This is a genomic window from Pseudomonas sp. CP4, assembly GCF_047758505.1.
GTDB classification, from domain to species: domain Bacteria; phylum Pseudomonadota; class Gammaproteobacteria; order Pseudomonadales; family Pseudomonadaceae; genus Aquipseudomonas; species Aquipseudomonas fluorescens_AO.
In genome coordinates, this window is sequence record NZ_CP180489.1 from 5,827,399 (window position 1) to 5,844,151 (window position 16,753).

Here is a 16,753-nt window from a genome sequence, read left to right on the forward strand (position 1 = left end):
CCCCGGCAACCCACAAGTCCACTGTGGGAGCGAGCTTGCTCGCGAAAGCAGTCTGTCAGCCACAAATAAATTGCCTGACCTGCCGCCTTCGTGAGCAAGCTCACTCCCACAGGATTTCGCGCTACACCCGCGATCCCCGGCAACCCACAAATCCAATGTGGGAGCGAGCCTGCTCGCGAAAGCGGTCTGTCAGCCACAAATAAATTGCCTGACCTGCCGCCTTCGTGAGCAAGCTCACTCCCACAGGATTTCGCGCTACACCCGCGATCCCCGGCAACCCACAAATCCAATGTGGGAGCGAGCCTGCTCGCGAAAGCGGTCTGGCAGCCACAAATAAATCGCCCGACCTGCCGCCTTCGTGAGCAAGCCCACTCCCACAGAATTTCGCGCTACACCCGCGATCCCCGGCAACCCACAAATCCAATGTGGGAGCGAGCCTGCTCGCGAAAGCGGTCTGGCAGCCACAAATAAATCGCCCGACCTGCCGCCTTCGTGAGCAAGCTCACTCCCACAGGATTTCGCGCTACACCCGCGATCCCCGGCAACCCACAAATCCAATGTGGGAGCGAGCCTGCTCGCGAAAGCAGTCTGTCAGCCACAAATAAATCGCCCGACCTGCCACCTTCGTGAGCAAGCCCACTCCCACAGGATTTCGCGCTACACCCGCGATCCCCGGCAACCCACAAATCCAATGTGGGAGCGAGCCTGCTCGCGAAAGCAGTCTGTCAGCCACAAATAAATCGCCCGACCTGCCACCTTCGTGAGCAAGCCCACTCCCACAGGATTTCGGTTGTACTAAAGAATCCCGGCAACTCCACAAATCTCATGTGGGAGCGGGCTTGCTCGCGAAGGCGGTCTGTCAGCTACACATGCATCAAGCAAGGAAACGCAATATCGGCGCACCATCGAACGGGTCCGTCAGGTAGTGCGCCCTGACTCCGAAAGTCGTCTGCAACCGCTCCGGCGTCAGCACGTGCAACGGCTCGCCCAATGCCACCAGACGCCCGCGCTCCAGCACCGCCAGGCGATCGCACTTGAGTGCCTGATTGAGATCGTGCAAGGCGATCAGCGTAGTCACCGGCAGTGCGCGCACCACTTGCAGAATGCTCAACTGATGCTGGATGTCGAGGTGGTTGGCCGGTTCGTCGAGCAGCAGGATCTGTGGGCGTTGTGCCAGAGCGCGGGCGATGTGCACGCGTTGGCGTTCGCCGCCGGAGAGGCTGCGCCAGAGGCGGTTGCGCAGGTGCACGGCGTCGACGTCGACCAGCGCTTGCTCGACGATCGCATCATCGGCGGGCGACCACGGTTGCAGCGCCGATAACCACGGCGTACGGCCCAGCGCCACCGCGTCGAACACGCGAATGCCATCGTCGGTATCGGCCTGTTGCTCAACCACCGCGAGTGTCTGCGCGATGCTGCGCCGTGACATCTTGCCCAGCACCCGACCGTGGAGTTGCACTTGGCCCACGCTCGGTTCACGCAGCCCGGCCAGCAATTTGAGCAACGTGGATTTCCCCGAACCGTTTGGCCCGACAATGCCCAGGGTCTCGCCGCGCTGAACGTCGAGGCTGACACCGTTGAGCAACTCGACACCGCGCACTTTGAAGCCCACACCCGCACAACTCAGAACCGTGTTCATCGCGCCGATCTCCGGCCTACCAGAATCAGCGCGAACACCGGCGCGCCGACCAGCGCGGTGATCACGCCGACCGGAATCACCTGCCCCTTGATCAGGGTGCGCGACAGCACATCGGCGGCAATCAGAAACACCGCGCCGCCCAGTGCACTGGCGGGCAGCAGACGCGCATGCCCCGTGCCGAGCAACAACCGCGCTGCGTGGGGAATCACTAGGCCGACAAAGCCGATCGAGCCGACGATCGACACCATCACCGCCGTCACCAGCGCTGCGCAGCCGATCAGCAGGATCTGTACGCGACGCACTGGAATGCCGAGGGATGCCGCCGAATCCGCGCCAAAGGTGAACGCATCCAGCGCCCGGCGATGCCACAGGCACACCACCAAACCCAGCAGCGCCACCGGCACCGCCAGCCACACCGACGGCCAGCGCACACCGCCAAGATTGCCGAGCAGCCAGAACATGATGCCGCGTGCCTGTTCCGAACTGGCCGAGCGGGTGATCAGAAACGCGGTGAGGGCATTGAACAATTGCGAGCCGGCGATCCCAGCGAGAATGATCTGCCCGGTGCCGCTGGCCGAGCCGCTGACCCGCGCCAACAGGATCACCAGCGCGAACGCCGTCACCGCACCGGCAAAGGCACCCGCCGACAATGAAATCGCCCCGGCGCCGACGCCGAGCAGGGCGACCATCACCGCGCCGGTCGAGGCCCCCGCAGAAATGCCCAGCAGATACGGATCGGCCAACGGATTGCGCAGCAGCGATTGCAGGATTACGCCACAGGTCGCCAGACCGGCACCGCAAGCTGCTGCGACCAAAGCGCGTGTCAGGCGATAGTTCCAGACAATGCCTTCGTCGATCGGGTCGAGCACATAGCCGGCGCCCCACAGCTTGTTGGCCAGCACCTGCAACACCACGCTCGGCTCGATCGAAGTCTCACCAATGGCCACGCCGCCGGTCAGCGCAACCGACAGCGTCAACAGCACCAGCAGCAAACGGATCAGGCGTCTGCTCATTGCGACAGGTCGTAGCCGTTGATGGCGCTGGCCAGTTGTGCGAGGCCATCGAAGGTGCGCAGGCTGGCCTGCATGGCCATGGCGTCAAGGATGATGATGCGATTGTGCTTGACCGCGTCCATGTTGCGCGTCACCGGATCGCTGCGCAGGAAGGCGAGTTTCTTCTGATAGTCGTCCGCCGGGAAACGCCGACGATCCATGCGCGCGATCACCAGAAATGTCGGCTTGGCCTTGGCGATGGTTTCCCAGCCGACGGTTGGCCATTCTTCATCCGACTCGACGACGTTGCGCACGCCGAGGGTGCTGAGCATGAAATCGGGAACGCCTTTGTGCCCGGCGACGAATGGCTCGATGTCCATTTCGGCGCTGGAGAACCAGACCAGGGCGCTGACGTCTTTGCGTTGCTTTTTTTTCGCCGTGGCGATCGACTGTGCGAGGCTGGCTTTGAGCTGCTCATTGAGCTGTTCGCCACGCGCCTGCACATCGAAAATCGCTGCCAGTTGGCTCACGCCTTTGTAGATGCTGTCGATGCGAAACGGCGCCAGCCGCGTGCCGTCCGAGCCGACGAGGTTGTCCTTGGCTTCGCAATCGGAGGGCAGCAGATAGGTCGGAATCTTTAGTTCATGAAACTGCTCGCGGGTGCCGACCGCGCCTTGCGGGCCGACCATCCATTCCAGCTCCACCGCAACCAGCTCCGGACGTTTGCCGATCACCGCTTCGAAACTCGGCTCGTTGTCGGCGAGGCGCTCGACCCTGTCGTTCTGCGCGTTGTATGTGCCCAGCACGTCGTTGAACCACAACGAGGTGCCGACGACTTTGTCGCCCAGGCCCAAGGCATAAAGCATTTCCGTACCGGCCTGGCCGATGGTCACCGTACGCGCGGGCGCGTGCTGAAAGGTCAGGCTGCTGCCGCAGTTTTCGATGGTCAGCGGATACGCAGTCGGCGCCGCTTGCGCCAAGGCACAGAGGCTCAGACCGGTGAGCAGGGTAGCAACGCGGGGCAGCAGCATGGGGCAGTCTCCAGGGGAACCGTACGGGGAGGGCGGGTACGGTTGGAAACACACCTCGGGCGCGGTCGTGGAAACTGCGCAAGGCCGGCACGGGGAAAACGCGCACGGCACGATGTCCTTCCCGGACACCCCGCCGGTTAGTCGTCATTGTGCCGGCAGGTCTCCTGACTGGTGCGTCGTCGCCATGCTCCGGCCTTCCCGGGTTTCACCCAGTGGCAGTCAAGGAGCAGGCTCGGCACCTACAGTTGCGGGGGCAGTTCCGATTGATGCTGTGCAAGCATTTCGGATTCCCTATTAATTCCGTGTGGAAACCGGCGGCGGCATGGTAGTCGATTTGCGCGGTGGAGGGGGAGGCGAATCTGCCACAGCGTCGATTTTGTCGTCGGCATTGCAATCTCCCGTATGCACTGATTAATATACGATCCATATACACATCGTATCGGATTCATATATGGGCATCGTAAAGATTTCAGAGGACATGCACGAGAACCTGCGTATCTCCAGCAACGCCCTCAGCCGCTCGATCAACGCGCAGGCCGAGCACTGGATGCGCATCGGCATGCTCGCCGAGCTGCATCCCAACCTCGACCACAGCGCCATTTGCCGCCTGCTGATCCGCGCCGAACAGAACGGCGGACTGGATCTGCAACAACTGACTCAGGAAGCCGTCAGCGCATGAGAAACCAGATCAAAATCAACACGCCGGCCGACATCGAAAAATCCCGCGCCGCCGGCAAACTCGCCGCCGAAGTGCTGGCGATGCTGGTGCCGCATGTGAAGGCCGGCGTGACCACCGATGAACTGGATCGGCTGTGCAACGACTACATCGTCAATGTGCAGAAAGCCGTGCCGGCGAACGTCGGGTATCACGGTTTTCCGAAAACCGTCTGCGCATCGGTCAATGACGTGGTGTGCCACGGGATTCCGTCGGGTACGCCATTGAAGGATGGCGATATCGTCAACCTCGACATCGCCGTGATCAAGGACGGCTGGTTCGGTGATACCAGCCGCATGTATGTCGTGGGTGAGGCGAGCCCCGAGGCGCAGCACTTGATCAAGACCACTTACGATGCGATGTGCGCGGGCATTCGCGCAGTCAAACCGGGCGCAACGCTGGGGGATATCGGTCATGCGATCCAGAGCCTGGCGGAGGCGGAGGGCTTCAGTGTAGTGCGCGAGTACTGCGGTCACGGCATCGGCAAGGTCTATCACGATGAGCCGCAGATCCTGCATTACGGCTTCCCCAATCAAGGGCTGAAGCTCAAGGCCGGGATGATTTTCACCGTGGAGCCGATGCTCAATGCCGGCAAGCGCCATGTGAAGAACATGCCGGATGGCTGGACCGTGCTGACCAAGGATGGCTCGTTGTCGGCACAGTGGGAGCATATGGTGGCGGTGACGGAGAGCGGGTTTGAAGTGCTGACGGCTTGGCCGGATGAGGTTGAAGGGTATTCCCCGATTCATTGAACAATACCGAACCTGTGGGAGCGAGCTTGCTCGCGAATGCGGTGCGTCATTCAACATTAATGGTGACTGACACGGCCTCTTCGCGAGCAAGCTCGCTCCCACGGGGAATTTCACTGGATTGGAAGTTTTAGTGAGCACCCGCTGCTTTGTTAAGGTCGCTTTCAGTCCACTCGGTATAAACACACGCATCCGCCGTCGCCCAGCGCACCCGCACCGGATCCCCAGCCTTGAGTGGCATGCCGGCGGCCGACAGCGCTTTCACCGTCATCGACGTCCCGCCCGCCGTCACCACGCTGCAGGTCTGGCTTTCACCGAGAAACAGCACCTCCACAACATTCGCCGACACCTCATTCCAACCCGCCGCGAGCGGCTCATCACTCGCTTGCTGCACACTCAGCGCCACAGCCTTTTCCGGCCGCACCATCAGCAGAACATCCTGATCAGTGTGCAACCCAGCCGTCAGCCGAATCGACAATGACTGCCCCTCGAAACTCGCCGCTGCATTGCTCTGCGCCTTGAGCTTGAGGAAGTTCGAGTTGCCGAGAAACGACGCAACGAACGCATTCGGCGGATTTTGATAAAGGTCATAACCACTGCCCAGCCCGACAATCTTGCCGTGGCTGAAAATTGCGATGCGCTGGGACAGACGCATGGCTTCTTCCTGGTCGTGCGTCACGTAAACGATGGTGATGCCCAGGCGCCGGTGCAGTTGGCGCAGTTCGTCTTGCAGGTCTTCGCGCAGTTTTTTATCCAGCGCACCGAGTGGTTCGTCCATCAACAGAATGCGCGGCTCGTAAACCAGCGCCCGGGCGATGGCGACACGTTGTTGCTGACCACCAGAGAGTTGCGAAGGGCGGCGATGGGCGAACTGTTCCAGCTGCACCAGTTTCAGCATGGCGTCGACGCGTTTGTCGCGCTCGGCCGCCGCCAGTTTGCGAATCGCCAAAGGGAAAGCGATGTTGTCACGCACCGACAGATGCGGGAACAGCGAATAGCGCTGGAAGACCATGCCGATGTCGCGCTTGTGCGGCGGCACATTGACCAGCGACTGGCCGTTGACGAGGATCTCGCCGCTGCTCGGTGTTTCAAAGCCGGCGAGCATCGACAGCGTGGTGCTTTTGCCCGAGCCGCTGGAGCCGAGGAAGGTGAGGAATTCACCGTCCTTGATGTCCAGCGAGATGTTGTCGACGGCAGCAAAATCGCCGTAGTGCTTGTTCAGGTTGCGCAGGCTGACCAGGGGTTTGTCGTTCTGCTGGGATGCGTCTTTGATCACGGCACTCATGTCGTACTCCTGGGCGCTCAGGCGCTGATTTCATTGCGCCGGCGCAGGGCGGCGGCGATCACCATGACCAATACCGACAGGCCGATCAGCAGCGTCGAAGCGACGGCGATCACCGGGGTCAGGTCCTGGCGCAGGGTGGTCCACATTTTCACGGGAAGGGTTTGCAGGGTCGGGCTGGCCATCATCACGCTGAGCACCACTTCGTCCCACGAAACGAGGAACGCGAAGAGGGCGCCGGCAACCATGCCTGGGCGTATCGCCGGGAACGTCACCTTGAACACCGCTTGCAAGCGCGAGGCACCGCAGATCACTGCAGCGTCTTCAATCGACTGATCGAACAGCTTCAGCGAGTTGATGATCGAGATGATGGTGAACGGCAGCGCGACGATCACATGGCTGACCACGAAAGCGAACATGGTCCCGGTGTAGCCGAGCTTGAGAAACAGCGCGTAGACCGCCACGGCAATGATCACCAGCGGCACGATCATCGGCAGGGTGAACAGGCCGTAGAGCATCTCGCGGCCGGGAAAGCGCCCGCGCACCAGCGCAAACGCGGTCGGCAAACCGAGGGCCACGGCGCAGATCGTGGTCAGCACGGCGACCTTGAGGCTGGCGGCAGCGGCGTTCATCCAGTCGGGGTTGGAGAAGAACTGGCCGTACCATTTCAGCGTCCAGCCCGGTGGCGGGAACACCAGCCACTGCGAGGAGCCGAACGACAGCAGCACGATGAACACGATCGGCAACAGCAGGAACAGACCGATCAGTCCAGTAGTGGCGTAGAGGCCGAAACGCATGCGCCGGCTCATGGCATTGGGGGTCAGGAGCATGTCGTCTTACCTCGCGTTACTGGCGCCAACCGGGGATTCCGGTTGAAGCTTCAGGTAGAAGTAGAACAGCACCAAGGTGATTGCGATCAACAACGCGGCGCCGGCACTGGCCAGGCCCCAGTTGAGGAACGATTGCACCTGCTGAATGATGAACTCCGGCAGCATCATGTTCTGCGCCCCGCCCAGCAAAGCGGGGGTGACGTAGTAACCGAGCGACATCACGAACACCATCAAACCCCCTGAGGCCAGGCCCGGCCGGCACAGCGGCAGGAACACCCGGAAGAAGTTGGTCCACGGACTGGCGCCGCAGATCGAGCCGGCCTGCAGGATCATCGGGTCGATAGCCTGCATGGTCGCCTGCAACGGCAGCACGATGAACGGGATCATGATGTAACTCATGCCGATCACCACGCCGGTGAGGTTGTGCACCATCTCCAGCGGTTGATCGATGATGCCCATCGCCATCAAGGCCTTGTTAATCACGCCCGAGGCTTGCAGCAGCACCAGCCAAGAATAAGTGCGGGCGAGCAGGCTGGTCCACATCGACAGCAGGACGATGTTGAGGATCCAGCGCCCCCAGCCGCGCGGCACCAAGGTGATCGCCCAGGCCAGCGGAAAGCCCAGCAGCAGACTAAACAACGTCACCAGCCCGGCCACCGAAAAGGTGTTGAGCAGCACCCGCGCATAGGCCGAATTGGCGAACAGTTGTTCGTAGTTGCCAAGGCCAGGCACAGGTTCCAGCACACCGCGCAGCAGCAGGCCAATCAACGGCGCCAGAAAGAACAGGCCGAGGAACAGCAGCGCCGGGACGAGGTTGCCGGCGCCGCGCCAGCGTTGCTTGAAAGCCGAACCGGCAGCGCCAGGGGCGCTCCCGGTGGCCGTGGAAGGACGAGGCGCAGTGGCCGCGATTTTCATTTGACCAGCCATTCGTTCCACCGTGTCGCGATAGCCGGACCGTTCTTGGCCCAGTAAGCGAAATCAAGGGTGATCTGATCCTTGGCGTAAGCTGTCGGCAGGTTGGGGGCCAGCGTCGAATCCAGACGCTCCACACTGTCGAGGTTGACCGGCGCGTAGGCGGTCAGGTTGGAGAAGTCGGCCTGGCCTTTGGCGCTGCTGGCATTGGCGAGGAACTTCATCGCCGCGTCCTTGTTTTTCGAGCCTTTGGGAATGACCAGAATGTCGGCCATGACCAGGTTCTGTTTCCAGCTCACGCCCACCGGTGCGCCGTCTTCCTGCAAGGCGTGCACGCGACCGTTCCAGAACTGGCCCATGCTCGCTTCGCCGGATGCCAGCAGTTGCTGCGACTGCGCGCCGCCGCCCCACCAGACGATGTCTTTCTTGATGGTGTCGAGTTTCTTGAAGGCGCGATCAAGATCCAGCGGGTAGAGCTTGTCAGCCGCAACGCCGTCGGCCAGCAGCGCCAGTTCGAGCACGCCGGGGCTTGGCCATTTGTACAGGGCGCGTTTGCCGGGGTAGGTCTTGGTGTCGAACAGCGCGCTCCAGTCCTGCGGCTTGTTGGCGCCGAGCTTGCCTTCGTTGTAGCCGAGGACAAAGGAGAAGAAGAACGAACCGACACCGTGATCGTTGACGAAGCGCGGATCGATCTTGTCGCGCTGGATCACTTTGAAGTCGAGGGGTTCGAGCAGGCCTTCGGCAGCGGCGCGCAGGGCAAAATCGGCTTCGACATCGACCACGTCCCACTGCACGTTGCCGCTTTCGACCATGGCCTTGAGTTTGCCGTAGTCGGTCGGCCCGTCTTGGACGACGGTGATGCCGCTGGCCTTGCTGAACGGATCGGCCCAGGCCTGTTTCTGCGCATCCTGGGTGCTACCGCCCCAGCTGACAAAATTCACGCTTTCGGCAGCCATTGCAGCCTGGCCGGTAACGCTGAGCAGTCCCGCGAAAAAGATCGCGGTTGCAGCTTTGTTCAACACCATGTTCACGCCCTCATTGTTGTGTTTTTGAGCGGGCCTTGCGTTGTTGCCCGCCTGTCGGGAGCAGTAGCTGGACGGTTTTTCGGTTCGTCCGGTCTATGGAATATCATATTATGGTATTCCAAACTTTGTGCAAGCACTTTGCCTTACCGGTTATCTGGCGGATAAGCTTTTTGTCGTTCGACAGAATTTGGTTTGAAGCGCGGATCCCTTGTGGGAGCGGGCTTGCTCGCGAATGCGTCGGGTCAATCAACACTGATGTCAGCTGACAGGACGCCTTCGGGAGCAAGCCCCCTCCCACAGAGAATGTTGTTTCAAGTGGGTTATTCGCTGAAGGGAATGCTTTCAACCACCTCAAGGTCATACCCGGTCAACCCGGCATATTTCAGCGGTGGGCCAAGGTGGCGCAGCTTGCCCACCCCAAGGTTCTGCAGAATCTGCGCCCCCGTCCCGACCTCGGAATAGATCCGCGACTGCGAACGGCTGAACTGCCGTGGCGGCTGTGTCAGCTGCGGCACGCGCTCCAGCAACGCCCGCGACGATTCATGGTTGGCCAGCACCACCACAACCCCATGACCTTCCGCCGCGACCCGTTGCAGCGCCGCCCACAGCGTCCAGTTCGTCGGCCCGCTGTACTCGGCACCGACCAGATCGCGCAGCGGATCGATCACGTGCACGCGCACCAGTGTCGGCTCTTCACGACGCAGGTCGCCCATGACCATCGCCATGTGCACGCCGCCCTCGATGCGATCTTCGAAAGTGATCAAACGGAAGGTGCCATGCACCGTCGGCAGCTCTCGTTCACCGATGCGTTCGATGGTGTGCTCGGTGCTCAGGCGGTAGTGGATCAGATCAGCAATGGTGCCGATCTTGATCCCATGCTTGCGCGCGAACTGCTCCAGATCCGGACGGCGGGCCATGGTGCCGTCGTCGTTCATGACTTCAACGATGACCGAGGCCGGGGTGAAACCGGCCAGGCGCGCCAGATCGCAACCGGCCTCGGTGTGCCCGGCGCGGGTGAGCACGCCACCTTCCTTGGCGCGCAGCGGGAAGATGTGGCCGGGCTGCACCAGGTCTTCGGCGCGGGCATTCGGCGCGACGGCAGCGGCAACGGTGCAGGCCCGGTCTGCCGCGGAAATGCCGGTGGTCACGCCAACTGCCGCTTCGATCGACACAGTGAATGCAGTGCTGAATACACTGCCGTTGGCAGGCACCATTTGCTCCAGACCCAGGCGCTGACAATGTTCATCGGTCAGGGTCAGGCAGATCAGCCCACGTGCCTCGCGGGCCATGAAGCTGATAGCCTCCGGCGTGCAGCGGTCTGCGGCCAGCAGCAGGTCGCCTTCGTTCTCGCGGTCTTCGTCATCGACCAGCAGGACCATTTTGCCGAGGCGATAATCTTCGATGATTTCTTCGATGCTGTTGAAGGCCATGCTGGACTCTCAGGGTTTGTTGGAAATATATTGGTATACCATAATACAAAATCAACAAAGAGGTCACTATGAAGGCGTACTGGATTGCACATGTGGATATAGCCGATGCCGAGCACTACAGCCAATACACCCAGCGCACTCCGCAGGCGATTGCCGCATTCGGCGGCAAGTTTGTCGCCAGAGGCGGGCGCAGCGAGGCGCTGGAAGGACGGCAGACGCCACAGCGCACGGTGATCATCGAGTTTGAAAGCTACGAAACAGCCGTGGCGTGCTACCGCTCGGCGGCGTATCAGGAGGCGAAGAGTTATCGCGAGGAATGGGCGAGGGCGGAGATCATCATCGTTGAGGGCGTTGCCCCGATTTAGCCGCATTGATCGTTCCCACGCTCCGCGTGGGAATGCAGCCCCGGACGCTCTGCGTCCCATCCAGAGCCGAACGCGGAGCGTCCGTAGAGGCATTCCCACGCGGAGCGTGGGAACGATCAGGGGGCAGGTGATTTTTAGCGCATGAAATGAATCTTGCCGCTGTCATCATTGCCCATGTAAATCCCGTAGACCCCGGCTTGGCGCTCTTCGATATAGCGCTCGAGGATCTGCCGGATCGCCGGGTAGTAGATCTGCTCCCACGGAATCTCTTCCGGGGCGAAGAACTTGTAATCCATGGTCTCCGGCCCGTACTGCCCGGTAATCTCGAGGGCGATGGCGCGGAAGATGATGTACACCTCGCTGATCTTCGGCACGCTGAAAATCGAATACGGCGAGACGATTTCCGCGCGCACGCCGCTTTCTTCCCAGACTTCGCGCAGCGCCGCCTGCTCGGTGGTTTCACCGCTTTCCATGAACCCGGCCGGCAGCGTCCAGGTGCCCGGGCGTGGTGGGATCGCCCGTTGGCACAGGAGGTATTTGCCGTCCTGCTCGATGATGCAGCCGGCAATGATCTTCGGATTGACGTAGTGGATATAGCCGCAGCCGCGGCACATCAGGCGCTCGTGCGTATCACCCGGCGGCGTCTGCTGACCGAGGTCAGGGCCACCGCATTTCGGGCAAAAGCTCGGGCTGAACATGTCATTGACCTATGCGGGGTTCTTTCAGCGCGATCGGCAGGGTGATCGCCGGAGTGCCTTTGACGGCGACGCCGGTTTCTTCCTGCTTGCGCTTGAGGTAGTCGAGGGCCACGGCAGCCGCCGCGCGGACGTGATCAACACACGCCTGATGCGCCGCCAGCGGATCACCGCTCTTGATCGCCTCGACCATTTTTTCCATCTCGTGATTACTCGCGCCGCGTCGGTTTTCCTGGGAGACCGAGGTCGCGCGCAGATAGCTGATGCGCGCCTGCAACTGGCGCAATTGCGTGGCGGCGACATGGTTGCCCGAGCCTTCGAGCAGCACGTCGTAGAAACCCTGCACCGAGTCGATCACCTGTTGCAGCTCGCCGTCCTTGAGCGCCTTGCGGTTGTCATCAAGGGCTTTTTCCAAAGCTTTGATGTCCTTGGCTTTGGCGCGCAGGGTAAACAGCTGGACGATCAGGCCTTCGAGCACGCAACGCAGTTCGTAGATATCGACAGCGTCGTCAAGGGTGATGATGGCTACGCGCGGGCCTTTGGCGTCGGCGAATTCCACCAGGCCTTCGGATTCGAGGTGACGCAAGGCTTCGCGCACCGAAGTGCGGCTGACACCGAGGCGATCGCACAGGTCGCGTTCGACCAGACGGTCCCCTGGCATGAGCTGGAAATTCATGATCGCGCTACGCAGTTTGTCCAGCACGATTTCGCGCAGGGTAACGGGGTTGCGATTGACCTTGAAGCTGTCGTCGAGTGGCTGGCGTTTCATGGGGTCCGCTCTTGAGCTTGGCTGTCCATGCCAGACGGGCATCAAAACAGCCGAGGGTTAACTGGAGGCCTCGGCGTCGGCTTCGGCAAAGGCTTCACGGGCCAGCCGGAAACTGTCCACGGCCGCCGGAACGCCGCAATAAATGCCGACCTGAAGCAGAATTTCGCGTATTTGCTCACGACTCAGGCCGTTACGCAAGGCGCCACGCACATGCAGCTTGAGTTCATGCGGGCGGTTGAGCGCCGAGATCATCGCCAGGTTGATCATGCTGCGCTCCTTGAGCGACAGACCCTCACGCCCCCAGACATGGCCCCAGCAGTATTCAGTGACCATTTCCTGCAGCGGACGGGTGAAATCGTCGGCGTTCTCTATCGAGCGCTGCACGTAGGCTGCGCCGAGCACCTGCGTGCGGATCTGCAGGCCTTTTTCATACTTTTCGTTACTCATTTCTTTCGCCTCACCTCAATCCTGTGGGAGCTGGCTTGCCAGCGATAGCGGTAGTTCAGTCAGCATTGATGTTGAATGTCCCGTCGCCATCGCTGGCAAGCCAGCTCCCACAGGGTTTTGCATTGTTCTCAAACAAGGGGCGGCAACGCACCCAGCTTGCCCTTGTGGTAAATCATCGGCGTCACCGGTTGCTCGGGCAGGATCAGGTTCTTCACTGCGCCGACAATGATCGCGTGATCGCCGCCGTCGTATTCACGCCACAACTCGCACTCGATGATCGCCGTGGCCTTGGCCAGAATCGGGTTGCCCAGATCGCTCAGGTGCCACTCGATGCCCTTGGCCTTTTCCTTGCCCTTGCCGGCGAACGCGTAGGCTTCGGCGGTCTGCTCGGCGGAGAGCAAGTGGATGGCGAATTTCTTGCTGTCGCGCAGCACCGGGTAGGTGTCGGACGCGTAATTGGGGCAGAACAGCACCAGCGCCGGGTCGATCGACAGCGCGCTGAACGCGCTGGCGGTGATGCCGACGATGCCGCCGTCCGGGTCGAGGGTGGTGACCACCGTGACGCCGGACGGGAACGAGCTCATGACGTCTTTGTAAATGCCGGGTTCGATCATTTCGCAGGACTCCTAGCGCATCACAAACGGATCAGGCATTGGCGCCTGGGAGAGGTTGATCCACACCGTTTTCAGTTCGGTGTAGGCCAGCACCGAGTCGATGCCGCTTTCGCGTCCATAGCCACTGTTCTTGAAGCCGCCGATCGGCGCCATCGCCGACACCGCGCGGTAAGTGTTGACCCAGATAATCCCCGAGCGCACATCGCGCGCCAGACGATGGGCGCGACCGAGGTCGCGGGTCCAGATGCCGGCGGCGAGGCCGAACTGTGAGTCATTGGCGATCGCCAGCGCTTCGGCTTCGTCTTTGAAACGAATCACCGAAGCCACCGGGCCGAAGACTTCTTCCTGCATGATCTTCATCGAATTGCGGTCGCATTCGAACAGCGTCGGCTCGTAGAACCAGCCTTCGCCAACATCGCTCGGACGCTTGCCGCCGGTGCGCAAGCGCGCGCCTTCGGCGATCGCATCGGCGACCAGTCCTTCGACCACCGCCAGTTGCTGCGCAGTGGCCATCGGGCCCATTTCACTGTGGTCTTCCTGCGGGTTGCCGATGCGGATGCGCTGGGCGCGCTCGACCAGACGATTGACGAACTCGTCGTAGATTTCGTCCTGCACCAGCAAGCGCGAACCGGATACGCAGCTCTGCCCGGACGCCGCATAGATCCCCGCGATCGCGCCGTTGATCGCGCTGTCGAGATCGGCATCGGCGAAGATGATGTTCGGCGACTTGCCGCCCAGTTCCAGCGACAGCTTGGCGAAGTTCTCGGCGCTGCTGCGCACTACATGCCGCGCCGTGGCCGCGCCGCCGGTGAAGGCGATCTTGCGGATCAGCGGATGGCGGGTGAGGGCGGCGCCGGTGCTCGGGCCGTAACCGGTGACGACGTTGACCACACCCGGCGGAATTCCGGCTTCGAGGGCCAGGCGTGCCAGCTCGAGAATGGTCGCCGAGGCGTGCTCGGACGGCTTGATCACAATCGTGTTGCCGGCGGCGAGGGCCGGGGCCAGTTTGATCGCGGTCAGGTACAGCGGGCTGTTCCACGGAATGATCGCGGCGACCACACCCATGGCTTCGTGCACGGTGTAGGCAAACAGGTCAGGCTTGTCCAGCGGCAGGGTGCCGCCTTCAAGCTTGTCAGCGAGGCCAGCGGTGTAGTGGAAGAACTCCGGCAGATAGCTGACCTGGCCACGGGTCTCGCGGATCAGCTTGCCGTTGTCGCGGCTTTCCAGCTGCGCCAGGTGTTCCTTGTTTTCTGCGATCAGATCACCGAGACGGCGCAGCAGTTTACCGCGCGCGGTGGCGGTGAGGCCGCGCCACGCCGGGCTGTCGAAGGCCGTTTGCGCCGCTTGCACGGCGCGTTCGACGTCCGCTTCATCGGCGTCGGGCAGTTCCGCCCAGGCTTGCGCGGAGGCCGGGTTGAGGCTTTCGAAGGTCTTGCCGGAGAGGGCGTCGACCCAGTCTCCGCCGATGCACATCTGGAAGCGTGCGAGTGTCATGCAACGATCCCCTTTATATGGTTTTGTCGGGAGTGTGCGAATTGGAGAAATTCCAGCAGCATCTGGTTGACCAGACGCGGCGACTCTACCGGCATCATATGCCGTTGCTCGGGCAGCACGGCAACCTTCGCAGCGGGGATGCGTCGGGCCAGTTGCTCGGCCATTTCCGGGGTCGAGCCGGGGTCGAGTTCGCCGGTGGCGATCAGCGTCGGCGCCTGAATACTGCTCAGGTCGTCGGCGCGGTACATGTCCTGGGTGGCAAACAATTCGTAGGTGGTCAGGTAGCCCTGCGGATCGTTGTTGGCCAAGGTCTGGCGCAATGCAGCGATCTGCGCCGGGTTGGCCGCCTGATATTCACGGCTGAACCAGCGGGACAACGCCGCTTCGGCATTGGCGTCCGGGCCATGTTCGGCAGCCTGCGCGGTGCGAGCGATGACGCCGGCACGCTGTTCTTCGCTGCGGTTGAACACGCTGTTCAACACCACCAGGCTTTGCAGGCGCTCCGGGTAATGCAAGGCAAAGGCCCGCGCGACCAGGCCGCCCATGGAGAAACCGATCACCGCTGCCTGCGGCAGATTGAGGTGATCGAGCAGCTCGAGCAACTGATCGGCGTAACCGAGCAGGTCGGTGCCGCTGGCCGGGCGCGGGCTGGCGCCGTGGCCGAGCATGTCGTAGGCGATCACCTGGTACTGGCTGGCGAGGCCGACAATCTGCCCGCCCCACATTTCTTTATTCAGGCCCACGCCGTGGATCAAAACCACGGGCTGGCCTTGGCCGGTCGCCAGGTAACTGGTGCCAGCCGGGGTGAGTTCAGCGGTGAGCCGAATCATGGAGCGCTCCTGCAATGCCTTTTTATTGTGATTACTGGGCTTTTTCGGCAGCCAGTTCTTCCAGATCGATGTAGCGGTTACCGATGCGCGGGTGCAGGCGGCCACCGTCGGCGCAACCCAGCACGACGACGATTTCGTCGGCACGCGGCGCGTCTTCGATCTGCATTTCCAGAGTGATGTAGTGCGAACGCAGGCCTTCGTCGTCCTTGTGCATCATCGGGATCTGAATCGAAGTGCCCGGACCGCCGCGCTTGTTGGTGAAGCTCAGGTAGCTCTTGGCTTTCACCGCTTCGCGGTAGTGGTTGCCGAAGCGCAGGGTGTGGATCACCGCCGACGCGTGCTCGATCTCGCCATCAGCGCCGACTACCGCCGCTTTGCCGTAAGCCTCGATCTTCTCGGCACCGCCGATAATGCCGACCAGACGCTCGACCATCATTGCGCCGAGGTCGGAGCAATTGGCGCGGATCTGCGGCTTGAGGTCTTCGACAAAACCGTTGCCCACCCACGGGTTCTTCATCACCACGGCGAGGCCGACCATGGTCACCGGCTTGTCAGTAGCCTTGCCGCCTTCGATGAAGGTTTCTTCGACATAGCTGACGATCTTGCGAATTTCGAAACTCATGAGCTGCTCCGTTGGGGGATTGAGAGTGTCTGTGCGTCTGATGGTATACCATAATACCGATCCTGCAAGTCCCTCTGATGAGATTTGCCTCATCACCCCGGCGAATGGTCATGTATTCAAATCCCGCACTCACCACCAACCCCCTGTGGGAGCGAGCTTGCTCGCGAAGGCGGTGCGTCATTCAACTCAAATGTTGACTGATCCGGCGCTTTCGCGAGCAAGCTCGCTCCCACAGGGGAATTTCTTCGTTACAGAAGGCCGTTTTCGGTTAACAAAAGATAACGTGGCGCCGATTGTCAGACATTTGCAAAG

At 61.5% G+C, this 16,753-nt stretch carries 18 protein-coding genes and 1 riboswitch; of the genes, 3 read left to right on the forward strand and 15 right to left on the reverse strand.

Annotation, left to right across the window (positions count from 1 at the left end; genetic code table 11):
• Nucleotides 1–874: 874 nt before the first annotated feature.
• From ACMYUN_RS26330 to ACMYUN_RS26340, 3 genes are read right to left on the reverse strand one after another with little or no spacing between them, the layout of a single operon-like run.
• Nucleotides 875–1,639: an ABC transporter ATP-binding protein gene (locus ACMYUN_RS26330; RefSeq protein WP_415762231.1), complete on the reverse strand. Its 765-nt coding sequence runs from the start codon at nucleotides 1,637–1,639 to the stop codon at nucleotides 875–877.
• Nucleotides 1,636–2,652 carry a FecCD family ABC transporter permease gene (locus ACMYUN_RS26335; RefSeq protein WP_129999515.1) on the reverse strand — a complete coding sequence of 339 codons (1,017 nt, stop codon included), beginning with the start codon at nucleotides 2,650–2,652 and terminating at the stop codon, nucleotides 1,636–1,638. Before ACMYUN_RS26335 ends, ACMYUN_RS26330 begins: the two co-directional genes overlap by 4 nt.
• Nucleotides 2,649–3,662 carry an ABC transporter substrate-binding protein gene (locus ACMYUN_RS26340; protein ID WP_415762233.1) on the reverse strand — a complete coding sequence of 338 codons (1,014 nt, stop codon included), beginning with the start codon at nucleotides 3,660–3,662 and terminating at the stop codon, nucleotides 2,649–2,651. Before ACMYUN_RS26340 ends, ACMYUN_RS26335 begins: the two co-directional genes overlap by 4 nt.
• Before the next feature lie 136 nt (nucleotides 3,663–3,798).
• Nucleotides 3,799–3,993, reverse strand: a riboswitch (cobalamin riboswitch).
• 120 nt (nucleotides 3,994–4,113) lie between these two features.
• Between ACMYUN_RS26340 and ACMYUN_RS26345 the strand changes: the two genes are divergently transcribed.
• Both ACMYUN_RS26345 and map read left to right on the forward strand, forming a co-directional pair.
• Complete coding sequence (locus ACMYUN_RS26345) at nucleotides 4,114–4,341, forward strand: ParD-like family protein (protein WP_007918027.1); 228 nt, start codon at nucleotides 4,114–4,116, stop codon at nucleotides 4,339–4,341.
• Nucleotides 4,338–5,129, forward strand: coding sequence for a type I methionyl aminopeptidase (gene map / locus ACMYUN_RS26350; protein WP_310409380.1), 792 nt, complete (start codon nucleotides 4,338–4,340; stop codon nucleotides 5,127–5,129). The genes ACMYUN_RS26345 and map overlap by 4 nt, the downstream gene beginning before the upstream one ends.
• A 127-nt stretch (nucleotides 5,130–5,256) precedes the next feature.
• Here map and ACMYUN_RS26355 read toward each other — a convergent pair whose 3' ends face one another.
• The 5 genes from ACMYUN_RS26355 to ribBA all read right to left on the reverse strand — a co-directional run bounded on the left by ACMYUN_RS26355 (nucleotide 5,257) and on the right by ribBA (nucleotide 10,605).
• Nucleotides 5,257–6,411 (reverse strand): ABC transporter ATP-binding protein, encoded by a 1,155-nt coding sequence (locus ACMYUN_RS26355; protein WP_415762234.1) that lies wholly within the window; start codon nucleotides 6,409–6,411, stop codon nucleotides 5,257–5,259.
• A gap of 17 nt (nucleotides 6,412–6,428) precedes the next feature.
• Complete coding sequence (locus ACMYUN_RS26360) at nucleotides 6,429–7,238, reverse strand: ABC transporter permease (RefSeq protein WP_007918021.1); 810 nt, start codon at nucleotides 7,236–7,238, stop codon at nucleotides 6,429–6,431.
• Nucleotides 7,239–7,244: 6 nt separating this feature from the next.
• Nucleotides 7,245–8,153: an ABC transporter permease gene (locus ACMYUN_RS26365; RefSeq protein ID WP_415764006.1), complete on the reverse strand. Its 909-nt coding sequence runs from the start codon at nucleotides 8,151–8,153 to the stop codon at nucleotides 7,245–7,247.
• Nucleotides 8,150–9,175: an ABC transporter substrate-binding protein gene (locus ACMYUN_RS26370; protein ID WP_039763888.1), complete on the reverse strand. Its 1,026-nt coding sequence runs from the start codon at nucleotides 9,173–9,175 to the stop codon at nucleotides 8,150–8,152. The genes ACMYUN_RS26365 and ACMYUN_RS26370 overlap by 4 nt, the downstream gene beginning before the upstream one ends.
• A 320-nt stretch (nucleotides 9,176–9,495) precedes the next feature.
• Nucleotides 9,496–10,605, reverse strand: coding sequence for a bifunctional 3,4-dihydroxy-2-butanone-4-phosphate synthase/GTP cyclohydrolase II (gene ribBA / locus ACMYUN_RS26375; protein WP_415762235.1), 1,110 nt, complete (start codon nucleotides 10,603–10,605; stop codon nucleotides 9,496–9,498).
• Nucleotides 10,606–10,673: 68 nt separating this feature from the next.
• On the opposite strand from ribBA, the gene ACMYUN_RS26380 reads away from it, so the two are divergent.
• Nucleotides 10,674–10,970 carry a DUF1330 domain-containing protein gene (locus ACMYUN_RS26380; protein WP_415762236.1) on the forward strand — a complete coding sequence of 99 codons (297 nt, stop codon included), beginning with the start codon at nucleotides 10,674–10,676 and terminating at the stop codon, nucleotides 10,968–10,970.
• A 134-nt stretch (nucleotides 10,971–11,104) separates the two neighbouring features.
• Here the strand turns inward: ACMYUN_RS26380 and ACMYUN_RS26385 are convergent, their stop codons facing one another.
• The 7 genes from ACMYUN_RS26385 to ACMYUN_RS26415 all read right to left on the reverse strand — a co-directional run bounded on the left by ACMYUN_RS26385 (nucleotide 11,105) and on the right by ACMYUN_RS26415 (nucleotide 16,441).
• Nucleotides 11,105–11,668, reverse strand: coding sequence for an NUDIX hydrolase (locus ACMYUN_RS26385; protein ID WP_024013191.1), 564 nt, complete (start codon nucleotides 11,666–11,668; stop codon nucleotides 11,105–11,107).
• A 1-nt stretch (nucleotide 11,669) separates the two neighbouring features.
• Nucleotides 11,670–12,434 carry a GntR family transcriptional regulator gene (locus tag ACMYUN_RS26390; RefSeq protein WP_016775014.1) on the reverse strand — a complete coding sequence of 255 codons (765 nt, stop codon included), beginning with the start codon at nucleotides 12,432–12,434 and terminating at the stop codon, nucleotides 11,670–11,672.
• Between the two features lie 57 nt (nucleotides 12,435–12,491).
• Nucleotides 12,492–12,881 (reverse strand): carboxymuconolactone decarboxylase family protein, encoded by a 390-nt coding sequence (locus ACMYUN_RS26395; protein ID WP_415762238.1) that lies wholly within the window; start codon nucleotides 12,879–12,881, stop codon nucleotides 12,492–12,494.
• A gap of 128 nt (nucleotides 12,882–13,009) precedes the next feature.
• Nucleotides 13,010–13,495 carry a flavin reductase family protein gene (locus tag ACMYUN_RS26400; protein ID WP_076562509.1) on the reverse strand — a complete coding sequence of 162 codons (486 nt, stop codon included), beginning with the start codon at nucleotides 13,493–13,495 and terminating at the stop codon, nucleotides 13,010–13,012.
• A 12-nt stretch (nucleotides 13,496–13,507) separates the two neighbouring features.
• Nucleotides 13,508–14,989 (reverse strand): aldehyde dehydrogenase, encoded by a 1,482-nt coding sequence (locus tag ACMYUN_RS26405; protein WP_039763902.1) that lies wholly within the window; start codon nucleotides 14,987–14,989, stop codon nucleotides 13,508–13,510.
• Complete coding sequence (locus tag ACMYUN_RS26410) at nucleotides 14,986–15,819, reverse strand: alpha/beta fold hydrolase (protein WP_130927338.1); 834 nt, start codon at nucleotides 15,817–15,819, stop codon at nucleotides 14,986–14,988. Before ACMYUN_RS26410 ends, ACMYUN_RS26405 begins: the two co-directional genes overlap by 4 nt.
• A 31-nt stretch (nucleotides 15,820–15,850) precedes the next feature.
• Nucleotides 15,851–16,441, reverse strand: coding sequence for an amino acid synthesis family protein (locus tag ACMYUN_RS26415; protein WP_007968626.1), 591 nt, complete (start codon nucleotides 16,439–16,441; stop codon nucleotides 15,851–15,853).
• Nucleotides 16,442–16,753: the final 312 nt, after the last annotated feature.

What these genes read in the sequence shown, in the direction of transcription:
- ACMYUN_RS26345 (WP_007918027.1), top strand. Translation starts at nt 4,114, where the DNA reads ATGGGCATCGTAAAGATTTCAGAGGACATGCACGAGAACCTGCGTATC.
- ACMYUN_RS26415 (WP_007968626.1), bottom strand. Translation starts at nt 16,441, where the DNA reads ATGAGTTTCGAAATTCGCAAGATCGTCAGCTATGTCGAAGAAACCTTC.
- ACMYUN_RS26365 (WP_415764006.1), bottom strand. Translation starts at nt 8,153, where the DNA reads ATGAAAATCGCGGCCACTGCGCCTCGTCCTTCCACGGCCACCGGGAGC.
- ACMYUN_RS26405 (WP_039763902.1), bottom strand. Translation starts at nt 14,989, where the DNA reads ATGACACTCGCACGCTTCCAGATGTGCATCGGCGGAGACTGGGTCGAC.
- ACMYUN_RS26330 (WP_415762231.1), bottom strand. Translation starts at nt 1,639, where the DNA reads ATGAACACGGTTCTGAGTTGTGCGGGTGTGGGCTTCAAAGTGCGCGGT.
- ACMYUN_RS26360 (WP_007918021.1), bottom strand. Translation starts at nt 7,238, where the DNA reads ATGCTCCTGACCCCCAATGCCATGAGCCGGCGCATGCGTTTCGGCCTC.
- ACMYUN_RS26390 (WP_016775014.1), bottom strand. Translation starts at nt 12,434, where the DNA reads ATGAAACGCCAGCCACTCGACGACAGCTTCAAGGTCAATCGCAACCCC.
- ACMYUN_RS26370 (WP_039763888.1), bottom strand. Translation starts at nt 9,175, where the DNA reads ATGGTGTTGAACAAAGCTGCAACCGCGATCTTTTTCGCGGGACTGCTC.
- map (WP_310409380.1), top strand. Translation starts at nt 4,338, where the DNA reads ATGAGAAACCAGATCAAAATCAACACGCCGGCCGACATCGAAAAATCC.
- ACMYUN_RS26335 (WP_129999515.1), bottom strand. Translation starts at nt 2,652, where the DNA reads ATGAGCAGACGCCTGATCCGTTTGCTGCTGGTGCTGTTGACGCTGTCG.
- ACMYUN_RS26400 (WP_076562509.1), bottom strand. Translation starts at nt 13,495, where the DNA reads ATGATCGAACCCGGCATTTACAAAGACGTCATGAGCTCGTTCCCGTCC.
- ribBA (WP_415762235.1), bottom strand. Translation starts at nt 10,605, where the DNA reads ATGGCCTTCAACAGCATCGAAGAAATCATCGAAGATTATCGCCTCGGC.
- ACMYUN_RS26340 (WP_415762233.1), bottom strand. Translation starts at nt 3,662, where the DNA reads ATGCTGCTGCCCCGCGTTGCTACCCTGCTCACCGGTCTGAGCCTCTGT.
- ACMYUN_RS26385 (WP_024013191.1), bottom strand. Translation starts at nt 11,668, where the DNA reads ATGTTCAGCCCGAGCTTTTGCCCGAAATGCGGTGGCCCTGACCTCGGT.
- ACMYUN_RS26395 (WP_415762238.1), bottom strand. Translation starts at nt 12,881, where the DNA reads ATGAGTAACGAAAAGTATGAAAAAGGCCTGCAGATCCGCACGCAGGTG.
- ACMYUN_RS26380 (WP_415762236.1), top strand. Translation starts at nt 10,674, where the DNA reads ATGAAGGCGTACTGGATTGCACATGTGGATATAGCCGATGCCGAGCAC.
- ACMYUN_RS26410 (WP_130927338.1), bottom strand. Translation starts at nt 15,819, where the DNA reads ATGATTCGGCTCACCGCTGAACTCACCCCGGCTGGCACCAGTTACCTG.
- ACMYUN_RS26355 (WP_415762234.1), bottom strand. Translation starts at nt 6,411, where the DNA reads ATGAGTGCCGTGATCAAAGACGCATCCCAGCAGAACGACAAACCCCTG.